Annotated in this window: 21 protein-coding genes, 1 tRNA gene, 1 other RNA gene and 1 pseudogene; 10 read left to right on the top strand and 14 right to left on the bottom strand. The window is 57.4% G+C overall.

What is annotated here, in order from left to right; all coding sequences use genetic code 11:
- Positions 1-94 precede the first annotated feature (94 nt).
- The 4 genes from ACVWXZ_RS00120 to ureG all read right to left on the bottom strand — a co-directional run bounded on the left by ACVWXZ_RS00120 (position 95) and on the right by ureG (position 3,261).
- Positions 95-174: transfer RNA gene (locus ACVWXZ_RS00120), tRNA-Leu, on the bottom strand.
- A 58-nt stretch (positions 175-232) separates the two neighbouring features.
- Complete coding sequence (locus ACVWXZ_RS00115) at positions 233-1,747, bottom strand: hypothetical protein (RefSeq protein WP_457402095.1); 1,515 nt, start codon at positions 1,745-1,747, stop codon at positions 233-235.
- A gap of 51 nt (positions 1,748-1,798) precedes the next feature.
- Positions 1,799-2,602 carry an urease accessory protein UreD gene (locus tag ACVWXZ_RS00110; protein WP_457402093.1) on the bottom strand — a complete coding sequence of 268 codons (804 nt, stop codon included), beginning with the start codon at positions 2,600-2,602 and terminating at the stop codon, positions 1,799-1,801.
- A complete protein-coding gene (ureG, locus tag ACVWXZ_RS00105) occupies positions 2,599-3,261 on the bottom strand; it encodes an urease accessory protein UreG (protein ID WP_457481991.1) in 663 nt (220 codons plus the stop codon). The genes ACVWXZ_RS00110 and ureG overlap by 4 nt, the downstream gene beginning before the upstream one ends.
- Before the next feature lie 60 nt (positions 3,262-3,321).
- On the opposite strand from ureG, the gene ACVWXZ_RS00100 reads away from it, so the two are divergent.
- Both ACVWXZ_RS00100 and ACVWXZ_RS00095 read left to right on the top strand, forming a co-directional pair.
- The gene (locus ACVWXZ_RS00100) at positions 3,322-3,576 is read left to right on the top strand and encodes a hypothetical protein (RefSeq protein WP_041436298.1); all 255 of its coding nucleotides are present in this window, start codon (positions 3,322-3,324) and stop codon (positions 3,574-3,576) included.
- 165 nt (positions 3,577-3,741) lie between these two features.
- Positions 3,742-4,299: a carboxymuconolactone decarboxylase family protein gene (locus ACVWXZ_RS00095; RefSeq protein WP_414331869.1), complete on the top strand. Its 558-nt coding sequence runs from the start codon at positions 3,742-3,744 to the stop codon at positions 4,297-4,299.
- Between the two features lie 57 nt (positions 4,300-4,356).
- Here ACVWXZ_RS00095 and ACVWXZ_RS00090 read toward each other — a convergent pair whose 3' ends face one another.
- Entirely contained in the window at positions 4,357-4,680 is a 324-nt protein-coding gene (locus ACVWXZ_RS00090; RefSeq protein WP_414383787.1) for a DUF3288 family protein, read from the bottom strand.
- A 170-nt stretch (positions 4,681-4,850) separates the two neighbouring features.
- Between ACVWXZ_RS00090 and ACVWXZ_RS00085 the strand changes: the two genes are divergently transcribed.
- Genes ACVWXZ_RS00085 through ndhI form a run of 4 tightly spaced genes read left to right on the top strand, consistent with a single transcriptional unit; the run spans position 4,851 to position 8,117 of the window.
- A complete protein-coding gene (locus ACVWXZ_RS00085; protein WP_041437160.1) occupies positions 4,851-6,035 on the top strand; it encodes an NAD(P)H-quinone oxidoreductase subunit H in 1,185 nt (394 codons plus the stop codon).
- Between the two features lie 29 nt (positions 6,036-6,064).
- Positions 6,065-6,268: a hypothetical protein gene (locus tag ACVWXZ_RS00080; protein ID WP_414331866.1), complete on the top strand. Its 204-nt coding sequence runs from the start codon at positions 6,065-6,067 to the stop codon at positions 6,266-6,268.
- A gap of 56 nt (positions 6,269-6,324) precedes the next feature.
- Entirely contained in the window at positions 6,325-7,446 is a 1,122-nt protein-coding gene (nuoH, locus tag ACVWXZ_RS00075) for an NADH-quinone oxidoreductase subunit NuoH (protein ID WP_414331864.1), read from the top strand.
- A 38-nt stretch (positions 7,447-7,484) separates the two neighbouring features.
- Entirely contained in the window at positions 7,485-8,117 is a 633-nt protein-coding gene (gene ndhI / locus ACVWXZ_RS00070) for an NAD(P)H-quinone oxidoreductase subunit I (RefSeq protein WP_414331863.1), read from the top strand.
- Positions 8,118-8,450: 333 nt separating this feature from the next.
- On the opposite strand, the gene ACVWXZ_RS00065 is transcribed toward ndhI, so the two are convergent.
- Together ACVWXZ_RS00065 and ACVWXZ_RS00060 are read right to left on the bottom strand one after the other, a co-directional pair.
- On the bottom strand, positions 8,451-9,965 hold the full coding sequence (locus ACVWXZ_RS00065) for a right-handed parallel beta-helix repeat-containing protein (RefSeq protein WP_414522942.1): 1,515 nt from the start codon (positions 9,963-9,965) through the stop codon (positions 8,451-8,453).
- Positions 9,966-10,214: 249 nt separating this feature from the next.
- Positions 10,215-10,626: pseudogene (locus ACVWXZ_RS00060) on the bottom strand (BMP family lipoprotein); the annotation flags it as partial.
- Positions 10,627-10,846: 220 nt separating this feature from the next.
- Between ACVWXZ_RS00060 and ACVWXZ_RS00055 the strand changes: the two are divergent.
- The 3 genes from ACVWXZ_RS00055 (at position 10,847) to rnpB (ending at position 12,940) form a co-directional block, all read left to right on the top strand.
- A complete protein-coding gene (locus ACVWXZ_RS00055; RefSeq protein WP_457481990.1) occupies positions 10,847-11,200 on the top strand; it encodes a rhodanese-like domain-containing protein in 354 nt (117 codons plus the stop codon).
- Positions 11,201-11,251: 51 nt separating this feature from the next.
- Positions 11,252-12,478 (top strand): C45 family autoproteolytic acyltransferase/hydolase, encoded by a 1,227-nt coding sequence (locus ACVWXZ_RS00050; protein ID WP_457481989.1) that lies wholly within the window; start codon positions 11,252-11,254, stop codon positions 12,476-12,478.
- A gap of 32 nt (positions 12,479-12,510) precedes the next feature.
- Positions 12,511-12,940: RNase P RNA component class A (rnpB, locus tag ACVWXZ_RS00045), an RNA gene on the top strand.
- Positions 12,941-13,140: 200 nt separating this feature from the next.
- Here the strand turns inward: rnpB and ACVWXZ_RS00040 are convergent.
- Positions 13,141-13,845 carry a TetR/AcrR family transcriptional regulator gene (locus ACVWXZ_RS00040; protein ID WP_414357940.1) on the bottom strand — a complete coding sequence of 235 codons (705 nt, stop codon included), beginning with the start codon at positions 13,843-13,845 and terminating at the stop codon, positions 13,141-13,143.
- Between the two features lie 310 nt (positions 13,846-14,155).
- On the opposite strand from ACVWXZ_RS00040, the gene ACVWXZ_RS00035 reads away from it, so the two are divergent.
- Positions 14,156-15,040 carry an acyl-CoA desaturase gene (locus tag ACVWXZ_RS00035; RefSeq protein ID WP_457402083.1) on the top strand — a complete coding sequence of 295 codons (885 nt, stop codon included), beginning with the start codon at positions 14,156-14,158 and terminating at the stop codon, positions 15,038-15,040.
- A gap of 79 nt (positions 15,041-15,119) precedes the next feature.
- Here ACVWXZ_RS00035 and ACVWXZ_RS00030 read toward each other — a convergent pair whose 3' ends face one another.
- The 6 genes from ACVWXZ_RS00030 to petM form a co-directional block, all read right to left on the bottom strand.
- Positions 15,120-15,380, bottom strand: a complete 261-nt coding sequence (locus ACVWXZ_RS00030; protein WP_238376896.1) for a hypothetical protein — start codon at positions 15,378-15,380, stop codon at positions 15,120-15,122.
- 281 nt (positions 15,381-15,661) lie between these two features.
- Positions 15,662-15,925, bottom strand: a complete 264-nt coding sequence (gene pedR / locus ACVWXZ_RS00025; RefSeq protein WP_011432496.1) for a photosynthetic electron transport-dependent transcriptional regulator PedR — start codon at positions 15,923-15,925, stop codon at positions 15,662-15,664.
- 154 nt (positions 15,926-16,079) lie between these two features.
- The gene (locus ACVWXZ_RS00020) at positions 16,080-17,339 is read right to left on the bottom strand and encodes a sensor histidine kinase (RefSeq protein WP_011432495.1); all 1,260 of its coding nucleotides are present in this window, start codon (positions 17,337-17,339) and stop codon (positions 16,080-16,082) included.
- Between the two features lie 72 nt (positions 17,340-17,411).
- On the bottom strand, positions 17,412-18,179 hold the full coding sequence (locus ACVWXZ_RS00015; RefSeq protein WP_011432494.1) for an SDR family oxidoreductase: 768 nt from the start codon (positions 18,177-18,179) through the stop codon (positions 17,412-17,414).
- Between the two features lie 192 nt (positions 18,180-18,371).
- Positions 18,372-19,346 (bottom strand): ketopantoate reductase family protein, encoded by a 975-nt coding sequence (locus tag ACVWXZ_RS00010; RefSeq protein ID WP_457481988.1) that lies wholly within the window; start codon positions 19,344-19,346, stop codon positions 18,372-18,374.
- A 113-nt stretch (positions 19,347-19,459) separates the two neighbouring features.
- The gene (gene petM / locus ACVWXZ_RS00005) at positions 19,460-19,567 is read right to left on the bottom strand and encodes a cytochrome b6-f complex subunit PetM (RefSeq protein ID WP_414329137.1); all 108 of its coding nucleotides are present in this window, start codon (positions 19,565-19,567) and stop codon (positions 19,460-19,462) included.
- Positions 19,568-20,138: the final 571 nt, after the last annotated feature.

Raw genomic sequence — 20,138 nt, 5'->3', positions numbered from 1 at the left:
TGGCTGGTTCTATCACCAAACCCCTGTGAGAAGAGGCAAGACGGATCAACCTACCAAACACAGAAAGCGGCGAGCCCTACAGATTTGAGGAGCATGGGCAAGGTCGGATTCGAACCGACACGGTTTCCCGCCGCATTTTGAGTGCGGTGCGTCTACCAGTTTCGCCACTCGCCCGACTTGGAACCATTATCCTACTGAACTGGCGAAACCTCGTCAACCAATCCCCCGAACTCTATCGGCGGCGGTCTTTCTCCAGTTGCTGGGCCTTTTGCCGAAGCTGGCGGGTTTGCTCCATCACCTCCTCCAGATCCTCGTGGGATAGCCGCTCGACGTAGTTAATTTTGATCTCTTCCAGCAAGTCTTGCAGGAGAGAGCGAATTTCTTCCGAAGCATGCTCCTGGCTGAGTTCCCGTGCCAAGACCTCACCAAACCGCTGCATCAGTTGCGCTGCCAGCTTGGAGCCGACGGGATCCTCGAAACTGCCCGTCAGGGTTTTGTAGGTGGTGGTGGTCAGCTCGTTGGCCAGGCGCTCCGTCAGTTGGCCAGGCAGGGATCCCAGGCCGGGAAGCTGTTCTAGAGTTTGCATGGCAGGCAACTGCTTGAGCAGGCCATCCAGGTTGTAGCGGAGCAGTTGTTGCAATTCCGGTTGCACCTGGGGCAAAACGCGGTAGAGAACAATGCGAAAAACCAGGTTGGCAATCGCCTCCAGCTCGTTGGTGTTGTTGATATCAATGTAGTCGCGCTGGGTACGCGCTGCCGGCAGCAGGGGCAGGGATCCCCGCTGAATGGATCCCTGGATTTGGTTGATCACCCGCACAACAATGACTTCCGTCAGGTCTTCGGCGAAGTTGGTGACAAAGCCCTGGCTCACCTGAGCGCGTACCCGCTCCAGATCCAGCAACTGCGCTTGTCCCAGCCGGATGGTGACGGGGATCACCCGCAGCCAGCGCCAAAAGGGCAGCAGCAACAGCACATCGTACCAACGCCAGAGCATGGCATCCAGCCAATTGACGCCGGTGTAGCGGCGGCTGATGGCCACCGTGCGCAGCAAAAATTCCAGCCCAAACAGAAGCACGAAGGGAAAATCCAGCACCGGGAAAAAGTCAACAGGGTTACCGCTCTCACCAATGGGGCGGAAATAGTTGGTCTCAAAGAGGGGGCGCAGCCGGGTCTGGAAAAATTCAATTCCATCTGCGGGATCGGCGCTGGCCAAGTACTCAGCAGTCCAAAAGCGGGCAAAGGCGGCTCTGGCAGAGTCGGCTTCTGGGATGTGCTCCCGCATCAAATTGAGGATACGCACAAACTGGCCAGTTTTGTTGGCGCCCTGAAAGGGATTGGTCTCGATCATCTCGTCGCTGAGCTCCCGCAAGCGGGCCAGGATTGGTGCTGCCGCTTCCGACTCCACGCCAAACCGCAGGGTAACCTGGCGCAGCTCATCCACCAAGGCCAAGTAGCGCTGGGTTTCGGGGTTGGGCTCGATACCTTTGATGGGATCGTATAGGTCGGTCACCGGGGAACGGCTGGTTTCTTCGGAGAGAATCGGCAGCGGAATGGGAGGACCAAAGGCGCCAAAAATTTGCACCCGACCCTGGAGCCAAAAATCTCGCCCAGGCACATAGCTCATGTCGAAGAGCACCAAGCACAGGTTGCTCAGGGCCAGCAGGGCCATCCCCTTCTCGTAGAGGAGCAGCCAGCGACTTCGCCCCCTGAGGACAGAGCGTCTGAGAATCCGTTGAGCAGCGTTCAAAAGACTCCGTCCCGGCCTTGGGTCAGCCAGTTGGTTTGAGTCAGCCTTAGTCTACCACCCCTGGGGTGAGCCACCCTTGGCTTGAGCAAGCTGTAGTGCAACCTGGCCAAAATGCCGCCAAATGGCCTCTGCCTGTGGCCCCACCTGGCGCAGAATCCAACCCTTACAGATGGGATCCGGAGACTTGACCAGCCAGTGTAGGGGCTCTGTCCCGCTGACGCAAACGGTCGGCCAAGGGGGCTCCGGCCAATCCCCCAGCAAATACAAGGATCCCCAACAGAGGTGGAATCCCAGCACCGACGCGGCGGAGACCTGCCGATGGGGAAAGTGCAGATCCATGTGTTCCTGCAGCCAGAGTTTTCTCCCCTCTGGGGAGGATGGGATCCCAGCAGTGACCCAAACTTGCAAGCAGTTGGCAAGATGTTCAAACTGCCAGCGCTCGTCCATGGCCAGTCGTCCGGCAGTCCAGATCTCGGCATAGGCCAGGCGGGCTGTGGGATCCAGCTCAATTTGCACCTGCTGGCGAAAGTCTGCCCCTGCCCCCGGAATGGTCGGGTGAGGGATCCAGATCAACTGGCTGGTGGGGGCCAGCTTGACCTTGACCTGTTGCCGAATCAAGCCGGGATGCAGCCGCGTTGCCCCTTGGGTGCGAATTTCCAGCGCCGAGCCTGGCCCCAGCCCGATCTCGATCCGGTGGCGATCCCCACCCAGCAGGCCGCCGTTGGGGTTGCGCAGGTAGTACACAGGTGGCTCCCCAGGGGATCCCAGCCATTGCAGGGGAGCCTGAGAATACTCCCAAATACGGGTATGTTCGCCTCGGCGGGTTGCCTTCAAGATGGCCTTACCGAAGTTCACAGGCGGCTCACCGAGGGGGGGTCGGCCTTGATGGGCCGAAACAGCACCTCCCGCTCCAGCCAACTGAGAACCTGCTCCAGCCCCTCACCCGTGCGCAGGTTGGTAAAGACAAAGGGCCTATCTCCCCGCATGCGACGGGCATCCCGTTCCATCACCCCCAAGTCTGCTCCCACATAGGGAGCCAGATCGATCTTGTTGATCACCAGCAGGTCGGAGCGGGTGATCCCCGGCCCGCCTTTGCGCGGGATCTTGTCCCCTTCGGCCACGTCGATGACGTAAATGCAGGCGTCCACCAGCTCCGGGCTGAAGGTAGCTGCCAAGTTGTCCCCCCCCGATTCCACCAAGATGAGATCCAGGGGGCAAAAGCGGTGCTCCAGCTCCTGAATGGCGTCTAGGTTGAGGGAGGCATCTTCCCGAATGGCGGTGTGGGGGCAGCCGCCGGTCTCTACGCCAATGATCCGCTCTGCCTCCAGGGCCTTGGCCCGCACCAAAAACTCGGCATCCTCGCGGGTGTAAATATCGTTGGTCACCACCGCCAAAGACAGGTGGTCCCGCAGCGCCAAGCAGAGCTTTTCCACCAAAGCGGTTTTTCCAGATCCCACCGGGCCGCCAATGCCAACCCGTACCGGCTGGGAAGTTTGCGCAACTTTGCCCGACATCTGACCACCTAATGCTCTTTGAGGGCATTCTAGAATCAGAAGCTTGCAAGGGATCCGAGTATGGTTCGGCTTTTGGTGGCAACTGCTGTGGTGCTGGTGGGATTTTTGCTGGTTAACCGCCTCTATCGCAACCCGCTGAGTTCGGAGCCGAGACCAGAGCAAGCCAGCCCAGAAGCTGCCCAGCAAGGGATCCCTCAAGGTGGGCCGCTGCAGATTTACCAATCTCGGGAACAGATCCAGCAAACCCTCAACCAAGGGGCTACCGCCACCCAGCAGCAGGTGGAAGCCGTTGAGCAATCCTTGGGCAATCCTTGACAGGTTGCAAGCCCTGCAGGAGTGTCTGGAACGAAACCAAAAGACCAAGGCCCCCTTCTCAACGGGAGAAGGGATCCCTCCCCCAGACCGTGAAGCGCCCCTCAGGCTTGGGCGGATCCCCCAGACGCGCTAAAGTCGAGAATGCTGCAATTTTACAGACTGTCCATGCGGATCCCTCCTGTTACCCCAGAGAAAGCCGATAAGCAACTGCAAAAGGTTTACGAAAGCTTGGAGAAAACCTACGGCACCGCCCTCAACCCCCTGCAGGTGATGGCCCACAAGCCCCAACTGATGCGAGCCGTGATGAACCTCTACGGGGCGCTGCACACCCAAAACCCCAACTTGCCTGAAGAGCTGAAGGAGCTGGTCAGCATCCGCATTGCCCAAATCAACGGCTGCCGCCACTACTGCCTTCCCTACCACACCCTGCAGGCGCAAAAGTACGGCGCCTCCCCTGCCAAAATTGCGGCGGTGGCCCAGGCCCGCACCAGCACCCTCTACACCGAGGCGGAAAAGCTGGCCATCGAGTACGCTGAGCGGATGACCGTGCCCAGCATGGTGGTGACCGACAGCTTCTTTGCCCAGCTAAAAGCCATTTGGTCAGATGAAGATCTGGTGGAGCTATCGGCTTGGATTGGCTTCATGAACTTCTGGACCAAGGTGATTGCCGCCCTGGATGTGCCTTTGGATCCCATCTTTGCCGAGCAGCTTCACGTCTCATGAACAACCGGCAAACTCCCCTCTCTCAGGGGGGTAAGGGATCCCGACCCAAACCCTCCACTAGGCCCAGTCGTCTCGCGTGCTAAAGCTGCGGTCGTACACCTGGCCGCGGGCATGGATCTGGCGAGTCCGGGCGAACAGCTCTTCTTCGCTCAGGCCCCACTGTTCCAGGATTTGATCCAAATCCCGCTGCAGATCCCAGGCGCCGGGGAAGCCGTGGTAACGGATGCGCAAACGGGCAACTTCCGCCAGTACCCAATCCGAGAGGGGCCTCTCCTGAGCCTGCACCATCAGCTCATCGAGCACAGCCCGGTCGGTGGCATACTGCGGATGTTGCTGCTCTCTCCGGGATGGGCCATTCGCGGGTGAACGGGATATAGCCATCGGTCTCCCTCCTTTTTCTCTCACTCTAGTTGAGTTCCCCTGGAGACTTTCAATATCGAGGATTGGGATCCCTGATGGCATGGGATCCCGAGAAGGCAGAAGAAAACCGCTATACTGCAAATGTTGCAGACTATAAACATTCTTCAGTTGCGGAGGCGGCGGCTATGCCCATGCCCATGATCGAGACCCGTACCGACCGGATGTTGCTCAACTTTGGGCCGCACCATCCCTCTATGCATGGGGTTTTGCGTTTGCTGGTCACCCTAGATGGCGAAAACATCGTCGATTGCGAACCGGTGATCGGCTACTTGCACCGCGGCATGGAGAAAATCGCCGAAAACCGCACGGTGGTGCAATACCTGCCCTACGTCTCCCGTTGGGACTACGGGGCCGGCATGTTCAACGAGGCCATCACCGTCAATGCCGTTGAGAAACTGGCCGGGATCAGCGTGCCCAGACGGGCCAGCTACCTACGGGTGATCATGCTGGAGCTGACCCGCATCACCAACCACCTGCTTTGGTTTGGTCCCTTCTTGGCGGATTTGGGCGCCCAAACCCCCTTCCTCTACGCCATGCGGGAGCGGGAGTGGATCCTAGACTTGTTTGAAGCCGTCACCGGCATGCGCCTGATCAACAACAACTATTTCCGGGTAGGCGGCGTAGCAGTGGATTTGCCCTACGGCTGGACGGAAAAATGCCTAGACTTTTGTGAGTATTTCCTGCCCAAAGTGGATGAGTACGAACGGCTGGTTACCGACAACCCGATTTTCCGCCGACGGCTGGAAGGGGTGGGAGCCATCTCCAAGCAAGACGCCATCAACTGGGGTCTGTCGGGTCCCATGTTGCGGGCCTGCGGCGTCAACTGGGATCTGCGCAAAGTGGATCACTACGAATGCTACGACGACTTCGACTGGGAGGTGGCCGTTTATCCCGAAGGGGATTGCCTAGCCCGCTATCGGGTGCGCATGAAAGAGATGCGCGAGTCCTGCAAGATCGTGCAGCAAGCGGTGAAGGCTCTGCCGGGCGGCCCCTTTGAAAACCTAGAAGCCAAGCGCATGCTGGAGGGGCCGAAGTCGGAGTGGAACAAAGGCGACTACCAGTTCATCAGCAAAAAGCCTTCGGCCAACTTCAAGATCCCCAAGGGGGAAGCCTACGTGCGGGTGGAGAGCGCTAAGGGGGAGCTGGGCATTTACATTGTTGGTGACGACAACGTCTGCCCGTGGCGCTGGAAGATCCGTCCCCCCGGCTTTGTCAATTTGCAGGTACTGCCTCAGTTGATTCGCGGCATGAAGGTAGCCGACATGATCGCCATCCTCGGCAGCATTGACATCATCATGGGCGAGGTGGATCGCTAAGATACTTACGGAAAGCGAGGACAAAGGCAATGGCCTGGGCGATCTTGGTTCTGCCGCTGTTGATTGTGTCTGTCATTGCTGCGATTATTGGCCCCAAGCAATGGGCTAAGTACCAAGAGGAAAGGCGCCGCCGCGCGGAAGAGCTATCTGATGCTCGCCTTCAGGCCATCATCCAGCAGGAGCTACGCCGCCGCAACCGTCCCCCCCAATCGGATCCCAACGGGAAAACTTAGCTACAGGGATCCCAAACCCTACCCAACCCGCCATCTCTAGGGAGCTACTCACCCCCATGACAAACGCTGGTATCGACCTACAACTTGGCTTCGAGACTGCCCTACAGAACCTAGGCTTGGGAGCAGGTGCAGCCCATGCCCTCTGGATGCCCCTGCCCATGTTGCTGCTGATCATCGCCGCCACCTTGGGGGTGATGGTCATGACTTGGCTGGAGCGCAAGATCTCGGCAGCAGCCCAACAGCGGATTGGCCCCAACATGGCCGGCCCTCAGGGGGTGCTGATCCCGATTGCCGATGGCATCAAGCTGCTGACCAAAGAAGATGTTCTGCCCATCTTGGCCGACCCAGTCTTGTTTACGCTGGGGCCGATATTGGTTTTCCTGCCCGTCTTTTTGTGCTACCTGGTGGTTCCCTTTGGCCAGAACCTATTGATCTCCAACATTGCCATTGGCGTGTTCTTCCTGATCGCCACCTCCAGCGTGCAACCCATCGGTTTGTTGATGTCGGGCTACGGTTCCAATAACAAGTACTCCTTGCTGGGTGGGCTACGCGCGGCAGCTCAATCGATCAGCTACGAACTGCCGCTGGCCCTGTCAGTGTTGGCCGTGGTGTTGATGAGCAACGGTCTGGACACGGTGGGGATCGTCGAACAGCAGAGTGGCCTGGGCATTCTGAGCTGGAACGTCTGGCGGCAGCCCATTGGCTTTGTCATTTTCCTGATCTCGGCTCTGGCGGAAACGGAGCGGATCCCGTTCGACTTGCCGGAAGCAGAAGAAGAGCTGGTAGCCGGTTACCAAACGGAGTACTCCGGCATGAAGTTTGCCCTCTTTTATCTGGGATCCTACGCCAACTTGCTGCTGGCTTCTCTGATTGCGGCAGTGCTGTACTTGGGGGGTTGGTCGTTTGTGGTGCCGGTGGAAACGATTGCCGCCTTGGCCGGGATCCCCTTGGATAACCCCTTCTTGCAGATCGGCGCGGCGGCCTTAGGCATTGTCATGACGATGGTCAAAGCTTTTATCTTCATCTTCTTGGCCATCCTGCTGCGCTGGACCTTGCCGCGGGTGCGCATTGACCAACTGCTGGACTTGGGGTGGAAGTTTTTGCTGCCCGTATCCTTTGTTAACTTGCTGCTGACGGCAGCCCTAAAGCTCGCCTTCCCCACCTTTTTTGGGGGTTGAATGAGAAGTAAAGAGGCCAGAGAGGGAGAACATAGACCATGACTTTTCTAAAGCGTGTCAAAGAATATGTGGGCGATGCCTTCCGAGCCGCCAAGTACATCGGCCAAGGGATGGGGGTTGTCTTCGACCACATGGGCCGGCGCCCGGTAACCGTGCAATACCCCTTCGAAAAGCTGATCCCCTCTGAGCGCTTTCGGGGACGCATCCACTTCGAGTTCGACAAGTGCATTGCCTGCGAGATCTGTGTTCGAGTTTGCCCAATTGACCTGCCAGTGGTGGATTGGGCCTACAACCCAGAGCTGAAGAAAAAAGAGCTTTACAGCTACAGCATTGATTTTGGGGTGTGCATTTTCTGTGCCAATTGTGTGGAGTTTTGCCCCACCAACTGCCTCTCGGTAACTGAGGATTATGAGCTGGCCGCCTACGACCGCCACGACCTCAACTACCATCAGGTGGCGATGGGCCGTTTGCCCTCTAAGGTTACCGAAGACCCGATGGTGACCCCCTTGCGAGAATTTGCCTATCTGCCCAAAGGGGTGATCGATCCCCACGACTTGCCTGCTGGATCCCAGCGGGCTGGCAAACGACCGGAGGAGATTCTGGCGGAAATGAGAGCGGCCAAAGCTGCTAAGGAAGCCGAAGCGAAAGCAGCCAAGGCTGCTGCGGAATAGCGTGACATACTCCCGCACTCATGCTGACGCAAAGCGCTCCGCGCCGCTGTCCGCCACCCCTAGCCCCTTTCCCAGGGGATGTGACTGTTTGAACTTGTGGGACTGCCTTCCAGCATCGCCCGCTGCCGCAAGGTGATGGCCAGAAAAAGCGTCGAGGCCGCGAAGTTGGAGCTGTCCTTAGTGGGAAGGAGATGCCTGGGGCGCAGAAATAAGGTCTTCTGAACCCTGCGATCTGCAATCAAAGATCTGAGTATGAGTATAGGTGTGGTGTCCTAGTCTGAACCAAAATGGCCATACGTGGGCAGGGCAGATGGCTGCCAGCCTTGGCTAACTTCAGGGGAAGGAAAACGTAAACCTACCCGCCAAGCCAGGGGATGTGGCCAAGCCGCTAAAAGTCTGCGCGACGTTTCCGCTCTTGCGAACCGTTACGGTAAAGGGAATGGGAGCAGTTGATTGGGAGCAGCGCCGGAACAATCTCACCTCGATGAAGTATGGCCCTGAGGGCGGGGTGGAAGCCCAAAAGACATTCTCCACAGCATTTTGGGTTACGGCAACACAGTCGGCATTGGCATCCACATCCAGCCGTCCTCCAGAAGGGACAATTCGGTTGTTAAAAAACACGGTCTGCTGCGTGGGATCCGTAACATACAGGTCAAGGTCATCGATGGTGTTCCAACTCAAGGTAACTTGAATGGGGCCGGTGCCCAATACTGGAGGTGTGGGGGTGGGAGAGGGTGTCGGTGCAGGAGTTGGTGGTGGCCTCAGGGTAGGAGTTGGCGTGGGCGCAGGTTCCCCAGTGACCCTCTGAGCAAAGTTTCCTTGGAAAGTATTGCCAGCCAGGTAGGCTGCGACTACCGCATCTGGGGTGCCGGGGGCCGCCTGAATTGCCACTCCTACGCCCTCGCCCCGAGCTAGGAACGTATTCCCGGAAATGGTGCGGGCCTGGGTTCCCTGCAAAATACGAATGCCGACACTGCCGGCTATCCTGCCCACGCCGATCCGGTTGGATTGAATGGATGGAATTGAGCCTGCCCCATCCAGCTGAATCCCGGTAGTGCCACTCGTACCTGCTTGCCGCGCCTGCAGTACCAAGCCGGCTCCAGCCGTGGGTGGATCCCCTTCGATTTGGTTGTTGCGGAAGATCCCGCCGGAGTTGTCACCATAGCGAACGGCCAAAGCCCCCAAAGCCTGCAGGAGAATTGTGTTGTTTTCAAGGATGGGATTGCTGCCCGGCACAGTGCCTATGCCCACCCCACCCGTTTTACTGACAATCGGCGAGACACGGCTGACCCGGCCATTCCCAGAGATCTGCACACAGGGATCCAAAAATTGCTGGCACAAAATCTCGGCCAATTGGTTCAAGGCTCCCTCTAGAACCGCAGCATTGCCGTTGACCAAGATGTTGGAGCGAGGGTCGTTGAGGGTGACCTTGCGCGGCTGAAAAGTGCCGTTGTTCACCTGCACCCGTCCACCCCCCAGCACCACATCTACCCCCTGCAGGCTGGTTTGGCTGGCTACAATCACGTCAAAGAGCCCGGTCAGGATCTCATAGGCGGTGGAGCTGGTGATGCGAATGCGACCGCCGTTGGTGCCATCGCCGCCATCCAGGGCCAGGTTGCTTTGCAAAGTTTCCCTGCCCGTCCCCAAAATCTCGATCAGCACCTCCAGGCCGGCTGTGGCAGTCTGAAGTCGCTGCGCCTCTGCAACTGCGTCTGCCAGTTTGGTAAAGGGGCCACTGGCCGGATCCACTCTCAGGATGATGGGCCCGCCACCTGGCGGAGGAAGAGGTGGAGAACTGCCGCCGCCACCCCCACAGCCGAGGGCAACCCCCGCCAACAGAGGCAGCAAGGCTGAACAGATCCCCCAACCAGATTTGGATACTTGGCCAAGCATAGGTGGAAAGCCCCTTACAAGCGCTTAGCGGTTAAGGTTGTTACAGCAACAAACAAGAGCAACAAACAACTGCCACGAGGTCAAAGTGCAGATGGCCAAGTTGCGATCCAATGCCCTCAGCAAAAGCATCCTCTGATGGATCCTCTGTTTAGTCAAGGCTTCGCCAGGGATCCGCAATCAATCGGCAACAAAAATCTCAAAAATCTAGCGCTCTTCAGGTACTTCGAGGGTTCCGGCGAGGATGTCTTGCTGCACCGCTTCCACAGCAGCCACCAAATCTGCCGGGAGCAAGGCTTGGTTGTACTCATCCAGAGCATAGCCCACACCCTCGTTCTCCAGGCCAAAGGTTTGAATGCCGCCGACAAAGTTGCCTTAAAGTTGCCTTAAAGTTGCCTTCCACCACGCTGCGAATCACTTCATAGGTGGCCATATCCACCCGCTTCAGCATCGAGGTGAGACCGTGGTTGAGGGTGGCAGGGTTGTTATCGGTATCCCCCAGGTAGTTTTGGTTAGCATCCACACCGATAAAGAACAGCGGACGGGTATCTCCGCTGCAGATGCTGGCATAATCGGCGGGTTTGGGCACTTCCGCAAAGGGATCTCGAATGAAACTCACCCCGGCGGGCAGCCCTGTAGGATGCTGTTGGGCCAGAGCAGCCCAAAGAGCAGCGAGGTAACATCATCTCCCGCCGTATCCGTGTCGATCAAAAAGCGTTGCACAGCCATACCCAGGCTAAGCCCAAATCAGGGTGACATCTTAACCTTTGCGGGCAGTCTCAGGGCAGCTGCTGAGCCGGTGTATCTTGAAAAGGGATCCCTGTAGACCAGAGTTGGCGATGTCCTTCTCCATCCGCTCCATTACACCACAACAGATGGCCCAATACCTACAGGATCCCGAGGCCGGCCCTCTGCAATTGATCGATGTGCGGGAACCGGCAGAGCTGGAGCTGGTGAATTTGAATGCTTTAGGCTTTCGCAACTACCCCTTGAGCCAGTACGAGGAATGGAGGGAACGGATCCTCACAGAGCTGGATCCAGATCAGCCAACTTTTGTGCTCTGCCATCATGGCCTCCGCTCTGCTCAGATGAGCCAGTGGCTACAGGCCAACGGGTTCACCCAGGTTTATAACATCAGCGGCGGCATTCACGCTTGGGCCTGTGAGGTGGATCCCTCCCTGCCCACCTATTAAACCTGTTGAAGTTAAACCTGTTGAAGGGAGTTGAGAGGGCGAATAGGCGCCATGTTCCCCATTCTTCATTTGCACGGGGATCGGCAGCAACGAGGCCAACAGTATGGATCCCAGGCAGCTCCCCTCATTCGCCACAGCATTGCCAGCTACGCCCGCCAGTTTGCCTACCGCTGTGGTCTCACCTGGCAGCAGGCCCAGACTCAAGCCGAGGGATCCCTGCCCTGGCTAGAGCGCCACGTGCCCCACCTGCTGGAAGAAATCCAAGGCATTGCCGCGGGGAGTGGCTTCCGTTTTGCCGAGATTCTGGCCCTCAATTTGCGCACCGAGATTTTATCCAGATCGGTTGTCGGTGGATCCCATCCCGACTGCGCCGCTGCTCTGGAACACAATCTCCAAAACGGAGTACCCCAGCACCCAGCGGATCCTGCTCATGAATGCAAGGCAATGGAGAAACTCATCGATCCAAACCCAGCCAAGTCAGATGGGGGAGAATGTACTACCCTAGCGGCCTTGCCCCAGGTTACCTCCACCCACCACACCTATCTGGCCCAAACCTGGGATTGGCTTGGGGAGCAGCGCAGGGCCTGTGTGCTGTTGCGCGTTCACTCCGATACCCACCCTGCCTACCTCACCCTGACCGAAGCTGGGATCCTGGCCAAAATCGGCCTCAACCGAGCAGGGTTGGCCGTGGCCCTCAACCTCTTGCGCTCTACCCTAGATGGGCAAACCGAGGGAATGCCGGTGCATTTGCTATTGCGCTTGTTGTTGGAGTGTGAGGAGTGGCAGCAAGCTGTGGAGAGGGTGGGATCCTATCCTTACACCGCGTCCTCTTGTGTCAGCGTTGCGGGTACCGCAGGACAGGCGGTAGGCCTACAGCCCGCTAGTGCAATCAGCTTTGAAATCAGTCCACGAGGAATTGGCCTGCATCTCCCTCAAGGAGGGATCCTCGCCCACACCAATCATTTCCTGGATCCGGCCTTGCGAGAAGATGGCTGCCCCCCCCACACAGGATCCTCCACAAGGCTAGAACGGGCCTATCATTTGCTTCGCCAGAGCGCTCAAACCGGAACCCTAGAGGCGGTCACTCTTCAAAAAATCCTACAAGACCGGACGAATGCCCCCCACTGCATCTGCCGCTATCCGGATCCCCATCTGCCCGCCTGGGATCGCACCGAAAGCGTGGCGGCTGTGGTGATGGATTTGAACCGGCAAATCTTACACCTGGCCCCCAACATTCCCGATCAAGTGGAGTTTGTACCGATTTCCGGGATTTTCTAGGTTTGGGAGATGCAGTAGGATCGAGCTGAAGAGAGAGGAGGGGCAGGCGATCGCGTCCTTGCTGTCGCCACCAGACAGCGGGATGAGGAAAGTCCGGGCTTTCAGAAGAACACACCGCTGGGGAAAGCCCAGTGCGGGTAACCGCGAGGATAGTGCCACAGAAACATACCGCCGATGGCTGGGATCCCAGCACAGGTAAGGGTGCAAAGGTGGGGTAAGAGCCCACCAGCAACGTCGTGAGGCGTTGGCTCGGTAAACCCCGGTGGAAAGCAAGGCCGCAGCCGCAGGACTATGGCTGTTCTTCGCCCCTGTCGGTTGCATCGAGGTCACGGTACCCAAAGTGGGGAAGGGTGCTCTCGATGGTGGTGAGCCGCTAGAGGGTGATGGTAACATCACTCCCAGATAGATGATCGCCAGTGCAACTCTGCACTACAGAACCCGGCTTACAACCTCCTCTCTTTTCTACTTGCACATCTACCTGTTTGCACATCTATTTGCACACAGAGAGAGTTTGTTCCGAGCTCACGGGAGTTCTGCAGGTTGCCGGGATCCCTGTGGTCTGGGGCTATTTATTGGCCGTAGTCAGTGTGTCGTTGGGAGAAGCTGTATCGCATGCCCACCTAGGGCACTTGGAGAGCCTTGTCCAATTGTGGGTGGCTGCGCTACGGCGTAGGTTCTGTCATTCTGGTCACGCCTGCCATCCACAGCTCCACGCAGGCTTGCAGGAGGGAGGGTATCCTGTCGGGTTCAGCGCTTTCTTCTGATTGTTTATCTGCCGGTTTCTCCTCATTCTGCTCCTCGACAGAGGGCTCCGCCCCGTCGGCGTGAACGGTGGGCAACTCGGCGGTTACTGCCAGCATGGCTGCTCCCAAAATCATCACATGCAAAACCCCAACGGCTGCATTAAGGCGATCCGGCTCGACAGATTGCAACTCAGAGTTGGGAAATCGCCGCAAATACTCTGTCAGTTGTTCTTGGGCCTGAGAAAAACCCAGCCGCAAGGCGCGACGATGCTCCTCAGAATAAAGGCCAGCCTCCCCGACCAGGGAGCGCACCAGTTCAGGATTATCGGCCAAAGCCCGAAAACAGGTGTGGACATAGCGCAGGAGAATGGCTTGCAACCCAGAACCTTGAGAGGGGGCGGGATCCGCCTTCAGAGGCAGATCGGCAATGCCGGAAAAAACCCCCAACTCGCCAAATACGGCCAGGAGTAGCCCCTGCTTGGTGCCGAAGTGCCGAAACAGGGTGACCTCATTCACTCCGGCCAAATCCGCAATTTGACGGGTGGTGGTTTGGGTGATGCCCTGACGAACGAACAGCTCCCGAGCCGCATTCAGCAGCCTTTGCCGAGAAGAAGGACGTGCCATAGTGAGGAGAAAACCTGAAGAATTGCGGCGGGCTGCAAGTGACGCTTGCATTTACGGTGGAATACCGCTAGGCTTAATGTCAAGCGAGAGGATGTCGGCAGCGTTGCCTCTGCTCCTCTTCTTCCTGTGTAGCCAAGTTCATCACAGCGGAGCACATAGCAAGTCACCGCTGGCTATGGCGGTGTCTTCAGGGGTTTGACTCCGTTTTCACGTTGGGCCGCTGTTATCCGGCGGCCTTAACTTGGGCTTTGTGTTTTGGCTCTTTCCTAGTCAGTCTAGTCTACTTCTTCTTCTGAGGTTTTGTGGGTTCATGACCACTTCTTTTTCTCGCCAATCGCTGAATCATCCCGCTCCGCTCAATCGGCCCGAGCCCCAAGAATCCTTTCGGTTTGCTTGGGAACATGTGCTCTTCTTTGCCATCTTTCACGTGGTGGCCCTGGTGGGAGGCATTTTCTTCTTCTCCTGGCCTGCTCTGGGGGTAGCCCTGTTTCTCCACTGGTGTTTCGGTAGCTTGGGCATCTGCCTGGGGTACCACCGCTTGCTCAGCCATCGCAGCTTCCAAGTGCCCAAGTGGCTGGAATATGTCTTCACGACTCTCGGTGCCCTGGCCGTTCAAGGGGGGCCGATCTTTTGGGTGGGCGGCCATCGTCAGCACCACGCCTTCACCGAAGACGAGGAGAAGGATCCCTATTCTGCTCGTAAGGGCTTTTGGTGGAGCCACATACTCTGGCTGATCTACCACCGCGAAGAATTTTTTAACCCTGAGAAGTATTTTGCCTTTGCGCCCGACTTGGCTCGGGATCCCTTCTACCGCTGGCTGGATAGGTATGCTCTGCTTTTGCAACTGCCGTTGGCTGCAATACTCTACCTGCTGGGGGGCTGGTCATTCGTCGTGTACGGTATCTTCGTGCGGACAGTGCTGCTGCTGCATTGTACCTGGTTGATCAACTCGGCCAGCCACTTCTGGGGTTACCGGACTTTCGAGAGCAACGACAATGCCCGTAACCTTTGGTGGGCGGCCATTCTAACCTATGGTGAAGGCTGGCACAACAACCATCATGCCGACCCGAAGTGCGTTAAGGCCGGTTTGCGTTGGTGGGAGATCGACATGACCTACTGGGCCATTTGGCTGTTGGCGAGATTGGGCCTGGCTCGTAAGCTGCACCTGCCTGCCCAAGGCCAAGCTGCTCGCTGAACTGGTTTTTCCCAGACCTTGCAGAGGAATCGTCCGGGGATCCCTATCCCTAGGGATCCCTTTTGGGTTGCAGAGAGAGCTAGTCTTCTAAGGGGCTATACTGCCACGCTCCATAGTGGTCAAGAATACGCTTAATTTGTTCTATGTCGGCATCGGGTTCTTGATGAATATGCAATGCCTCTATTTGGCTGTCTTGGTAGCGAAAGGTGGAGTTTTTTTTCCACTCTAGCTCCGTTTCTACCCCTGAAACACAAGCCAAATGGGCAGCCAATTCCCGATAAACCATCAGGGGCATAGAATCGTAGCGAACAGCGTAGCGTTTCAGCTTGGGGACGCTCACGTATGACAACCCAATCAACGTAGCTCAAAACAACTCAAGTATAGTCACTTCAAGTTAGATTAAGACGCTTCCTAACTACTCCGCGGTGTCGCCCAAATGCTCCGCATCACTTCCGCGAGCCCCCCAATCCCTCTCCCTAAGAGAGAGAAGAGCTAGGAAGCACTGCAACGGAACAGTTTCATTCCTCATTGAAATGACTATAACTTCTGGGCAATACAGTCACCAAAACCCCCCCGCTCAACACTCTTTGCTGGACACTTGACCGGCAAAACAGGATAGGACTAAGCAATTTTGTCATCGACCAAAGTGCAGCAGTTTACCTGATCCAGGCAAATCTTTCCCCATTGCAAGGCCCAGCGTACTAAGGCCACCCGATTTGCCGTTCGGGTCTTGCTCAAAATATTGCTGATGTGATTGTCAACGGTGCGCTTGCTGATCTCTAGGCGTTCCGCGATGTCCTGATTGGTCAGTCCTGCTGCAATCAACTCAATGACCTGCAGCTCCCGTTCGGACAACAAGTCTGCGGAATGATAGTCAGTACCCATTCCGAATGCCTGCTTAAGATGAACTGTAAAGATTACCTACCCCAATTCTAGGGGATCACCCCTGAGATGGACAGCCCTGAAGAAAGGAAATCTTAGGCGATTCTCGTCCAGATTCTGGCTGCGGGCCACTGACGCGAGCGTCTTCGGGCGGGTTTCACAAGGGATCCAGGTGCTTCCGGGGCAGTTCCACCTGAACCCACAGCCCACCGGTTTGCGGGTGATTGCGCAGTTGGATGGTGCCCCCGTGAACTTCGACAATTTGTCGCACAATTGCCAGCCCTAGGCCGGTTCCGCCTTTGCTGCGGGCCCGCGCAGTGTCGGTGCGGTAAAAGGGCTGAAAGACCAACTCAAATTGATCTTCTGGCAGGCCGGGGCCGTGGTCGTACACCTCTAACTGCACCTGGGATCCCTGCTCCGAAAGCACCACATGGATAGGAGAGTCGGGCTTGCCATACTTGACGGCGTTGTCCAAGAGATTGAGGATGAGGCGGTATAGGCGTTGCTCATCTCCCCAGAGGTAAATCTGGGACAATCCGCTCAGGTGCAGTTCCTGGTGTCGAGGCTTGGCCAACGGCTCTACACTTTGCCAGGCTTCCTGCACCAGACTTGCCAGATCCACCCAGCGCCACTGAGAGCGGGATGCGGCTCCCAAATTGAGGGCGCTGAGTTCGAGCAAGTCTTGAACCAAATGGCTCAGGCGCAGAGTTTCATTTAGCAATCGTTCCACCCAGACTGCTTGAGCGGCATCGACCCGGCTTTGTAAAGTTTCGGCCAGCAAGCGAATGGAGGTGAGGGGGGTTTTCAGCTCGTGAGCCACATCCGAAGCCCAGCGATCCCGCTGTTGGGCCAGCATTTTTGCTTCCAGCCGGTCTTCTAAAAAAATGGCCACGTGCGCTTGCGGCAGGAGCAACCCCCAAGCCCGCAGCGGAATCGGTTTGCCATCCCCACCGGAAGGGTAGAAAATCCATTCGCGACTTTGGACAGGAGCAGCGGTCTCCTGTCGGCGGGTAGCCTCGATGAGCTGATCCAACTCATAGGAGCGCACCCATTCCAGCAAGAGCTTGATGCCCGGCTGCCATTGGCTGATGCGCAGCAGGCGCTGGGCGGTAGGATTGCACTCCAGCACCACGTTGTTTTCGTCTACCCGCAGATATCCCCAAGGGAGCCGCTGACTCAGGTATTGCCAGTTTTGCAGTTGCTGTTTTTGGTTGGCCCAATCCAGATCTTGTTGGCGAAGATAACGGCTGAGCAAGCTGAGCATCTGTTCCAGGGAGTGGAGGGGCATGGCCAGATGCACCAGGGATCCCAACCGTTGCAATTCGCGGCTGAAACGACGCCGACTTTGCCACAGCAGGAGCAACGTGCAAAGCAAACCGATTCCCAACCCGATCAGGATCCCGGCTTCCAGTCCCATGTTCCCACCACCTTTGCTGCCATTGTCGCTCAGGGAAGCAAGAGTGGAGGCGAAAGCCCGGTTGCCGGCCTCTTATCGACGATGTACGAGGGTGGTACTGGCTTGGTCGGTGGGCACAAGCAAGATCTCGCTGATGTTCACGTGGGGGGGACGGGTTGCCGCAAACACCACCACTTCAGCCACATCCATCGCCGTCAAGGGGGTGAGGCCCTGATACACTGCTGCCGCGCGGGCGCGATCCCCACGGAAGCGCACTTGGCTGAACTCGGTTTCCACCAGGCCCGGCTGAATCTCGGTGACGCGAATGGGGGTGCCCAGTAAATCCAGCTTCAGCCCCTCGGAGATGGCCCGCACGGCGGCCTTAGAAGCGCAATACACAGCGCCACCTGGGTAGGTCTGCCGACCGGCAATGGAGCCGATGTTCACCACATGGCCTCGACCTCGCTCCACCATGCCGGGCAAAACGGCGCGGGTAACATAGAGCAGACCCTTGAGGTTGGTATCGATCATCTCTTCCCAGTCTTGCAAGGCCCCCATGTGGAGCTTGTCTAAGCCACGACTTAAACCTGCATTGTTGACCAAGATGTCGATGTTGGCCCACGGCGAGGGCAAAGATTGAAGCGCCTGCTGCACGGCTGCCCCATCCCGCACATCCAAAGCCAGCAGGTAGGAAGGAGTGCCGTAAGCCTGCTGCAATTCCCCAGCCAGTTCCTGCAGCCGATCCTGACGGCGGGCCACCAGAATCAGGCGGGCTCCAGAACGGGCAAAAAGGGTGGCACAAGCGGCCCCAATGCCGCTACTGGCTCCGGTGATGAGCACGATGGAGTTTTCAAGCATCATTTGCTAATTCAAATGCTGTGATTTCAGTTGGGTTGAGTCGGAGAAAAATGGACAGCCACCTTCAGCTTCCTCGTCAGTTCGAGGCTACAGCCATTCTAGAGTTCGAGCCACTTCCCCAAGGGGAGTCTGGGATCCAGCAAACGAATCGTTTCTCTGCCGTTCGGTAGCGACCCTACCGCTCCCTGCAAGAGCCTAAAGAGAGCGCTCCAGCAGCTTGACGCAAGCATACAGAGTATCCAAATGGGGAGTGGGCACCCCCACCAAACGCCCCAACTCGGTGATGGCTCCCACAATGGCCTCGATCTCCGTCCGTCGCCCCAGCTCAACATCCTGCAGCATCGAGGTGCGATGGGATCCCACGCGGGCTGCATCTTCTAGCCGCTCTTCCAAAGAGACCGGCAGCCGGATCCCTAGAGCTTGGGCCACAGCCTCAACTTCCTGCATCACCGACCGAACCAAAGCACGGGTGGGTGGGTATTGGGCAATTTCATCTTGAGCAGCCCGGGTGAGGGCGCTGATGGGATTGAAGGCGGCATTGCCCCACAGTTTCTGCCAGATCTCGGCCCGAATCTGCGAGGTGAGGGTGGTGGAAAGCTGCGCCTGTTCAAAGATGGCGGCCAAGGACTGCAGCCGTCCTGACAGGGATCCATCCGGCTCCCCCAGAATGTAGCGCCCACCCCCTGTGTGCAAGACCACTCCCGGCTCTGCCAACTGCACGGCGATATACACCACACAGCCGATCACCCGCTCTATCGGCAGATGGGCAGTGATAACCCCTTCTGGATCCACGGAAGTCAGGGAATGCCCCTCAAACTCGCCGCCATGCCGGTAGAAGTACCACCAGGGGATACCATTCTGGGCGATCACAATGGGGGTGTCGGGGCCACACAGGGATCCCAGTCGAGGGGCAAGCTGCGGCAAGCTGTGGGCCTTGACCGTCACTATCAGCCAGTCCTGTGGGCCAAGGGCAGCCGGGTCGTCGGTGGCCGTCAAGTGCTCCACCCAGGTTTGGGAGGGATCCCCCTGCCGGATCAGCTTTAGACCTTGGGTGCGGATGGCCTGCAGGTGAGCTCCACGCGCCACAACACTGACAGGGAAGCCCGACCGAGCCAGGCATATGGCCAAGTGACTTCCCACCGCCCCAGCGCCAACGATACAAATCTTCATGAGTTTATCATCTTTCCGCCACCCACCTCATATCCAGGTGGCCAATTGACATGGAATTGACATGGAGCTGTAACAAGGCCCGATACCGGGCCCGGGAGAAATCCTCGACAGCTTTACTCTGCCCCCCCTTGGGTCACCCTTAGGATCCCATATCCAAGTGCCACGCCCACCAGGGTCAGCACAATGCAGAGTCCAGCAATGGTGAAGATCTCGCCAGCCATAGATTAGCTTCCTCGCAAATGGGATACATCGCCTTCTCAGGATATCGGATCCCAAGCCCTGGCCTTCACTCCAAGGGTGTAGCGGCCCAAACCCAACTCCTCGAAAAACAGTCGTTCTCCCAGACTTGATGAGATCCGGCTATCCGCCTCTATAATGAAAGCAATTTACAAGTCTTTACCGGCATAGGCTAAATTGTAATGCCTACAGCCGTAAAGCTTGTTTGGTGGCTCTCGAATGGCCCGTTGGGCCTCGCGAGTTGTGGAAACGGTTCTAAGTAGGGTCTTGGAGCGCTAGGGATCCTGACTTAACGGGAAACTCCTGAGCAGTTCTTGCCAAAGAGCCGTTCAAGGAAACTGAGGCAAAAGACCCAGGGGTTGAGTCTTTATACCTAGGCTCCGCTCCTGCTTCGAAGAAGCAAACTTTGTAGTTTCATTAATGTCCTCATTCATTTAGATGTCTTTAAGGAGTAGTTCAGATGACCATAGCGGTAGGGCGCGTGCGTCAGGAGCGAGGATGGTTCGACATCGTCGATGACTGGCTCAAGCGCGACAGATTCGTGTTTATCGGCTG

It is taken from the genome of Thermostichus sp. MS-CIW-38 (assembly GCF_054058415.1).
The sequence above is the reverse complement of the archived record's forward strand: the minus strand, read 5'-3'. Positions and strand labels throughout refer to the sequence as shown.

What these genes read in the sequence shown, in the direction of transcription:
- ureG (WP_457481991.1), bottom strand. Translation starts at nt 3,261, where the DNA reads ATGTCGGGCAAAGTTGCGCAAACTTCCCAGCCGGTACGGGTTGGCATT.
- ACVWXZ_RS00100 (WP_041436298.1), top strand. Translation starts at nt 3,322, where the DNA reads ATGGTTCGGCTTTTGGTGGCAACTGCTGTGGTGCTGGTGGGATTTTTG.
- ACVWXZ_RS00095 (WP_414331869.1), top strand. Translation starts at nt 3,742, where the DNA reads ATGCGGATCCCTCCTGTTACCCCAGAGAAAGCCGATAAGCAACTGCAA.
- ACVWXZ_RS00090 (WP_414383787.1), bottom strand. Translation starts at nt 4,680, where the DNA reads ATGGCTATATCCCGTTCACCCGCGAATGGCCCATCCCGGAGAGAGCAG.
- ACVWXZ_RS00085 (WP_041437160.1), top strand. Translation starts at nt 4,851, where the DNA reads ATGCCCATGATCGAGACCCGTACCGACCGGATGTTGCTCAACTTTGGG.
- ACVWXZ_RS00080 (WP_414331866.1), top strand. Translation starts at nt 6,065, where the DNA reads ATGGCCTGGGCGATCTTGGTTCTGCCGCTGTTGATTGTGTCTGTCATT.
- nuoH (WP_414331864.1), top strand. Translation starts at nt 6,325, where the DNA reads ATGACAAACGCTGGTATCGACCTACAACTTGGCTTCGAGACTGCCCTA.
- ndhI (WP_414331863.1), top strand. Translation starts at nt 7,485, where the DNA reads ATGACTTTTCTAAAGCGTGTCAAAGAATATGTGGGCGATGCCTTCCGA.
- ACVWXZ_RS00055 (WP_457481990.1), top strand. Translation starts at nt 10,847, where the DNA reads ATGTCCTTCTCCATCCGCTCCATTACACCACAACAGATGGCCCAATAC.
- ACVWXZ_RS00050 (WP_457481989.1), top strand. Translation starts at nt 11,252, where the DNA reads ATGTTCCCCATTCTTCATTTGCACGGGGATCGGCAGCAACGAGGCCAA.
- ACVWXZ_RS00040 (WP_414357940.1), bottom strand. Translation starts at nt 13,845, where the DNA reads ATGGCACGTCCTTCTTCTCGGCAAAGGCTGCTGAATGCGGCTCGGGAG.
- ACVWXZ_RS00035 (WP_457402083.1), top strand. Translation starts at nt 14,156, where the DNA reads ATGACCACTTCTTTTTCTCGCCAATCGCTGAATCATCCCGCTCCGCTC.
- pedR (WP_011432496.1), bottom strand. Translation starts at nt 15,925, where the DNA reads ATGGGTACTGACTATCATTCCGCAGACTTGTTGTCCGAACGGGAGCTG.
- ACVWXZ_RS00020 (WP_011432495.1), bottom strand. Translation starts at nt 17,339, where the DNA reads ATGGGACTGGAAGCCGGGATCCTGATCGGGTTGGGAATCGGTTTGCTT.
- ACVWXZ_RS00015 (WP_011432494.1), bottom strand. Translation starts at nt 18,179, where the DNA reads ATGATGCTTGAAAACTCCATCGTGCTCATCACCGGAGCCAGTAGCGGC.
- ACVWXZ_RS00010 (WP_457481988.1), bottom strand. Translation starts at nt 19,346, where the DNA reads ATGAAGATTTGTATCGTTGGCGCTGGGGCGGTGGGAAGTCACTTGGCC.
- petM (WP_414329137.1), bottom strand. Translation starts at nt 19,567, where the DNA reads ATGGCTGGCGAGATCTTCACCATTGCTGGACTCTGCATTGTGCTGACC.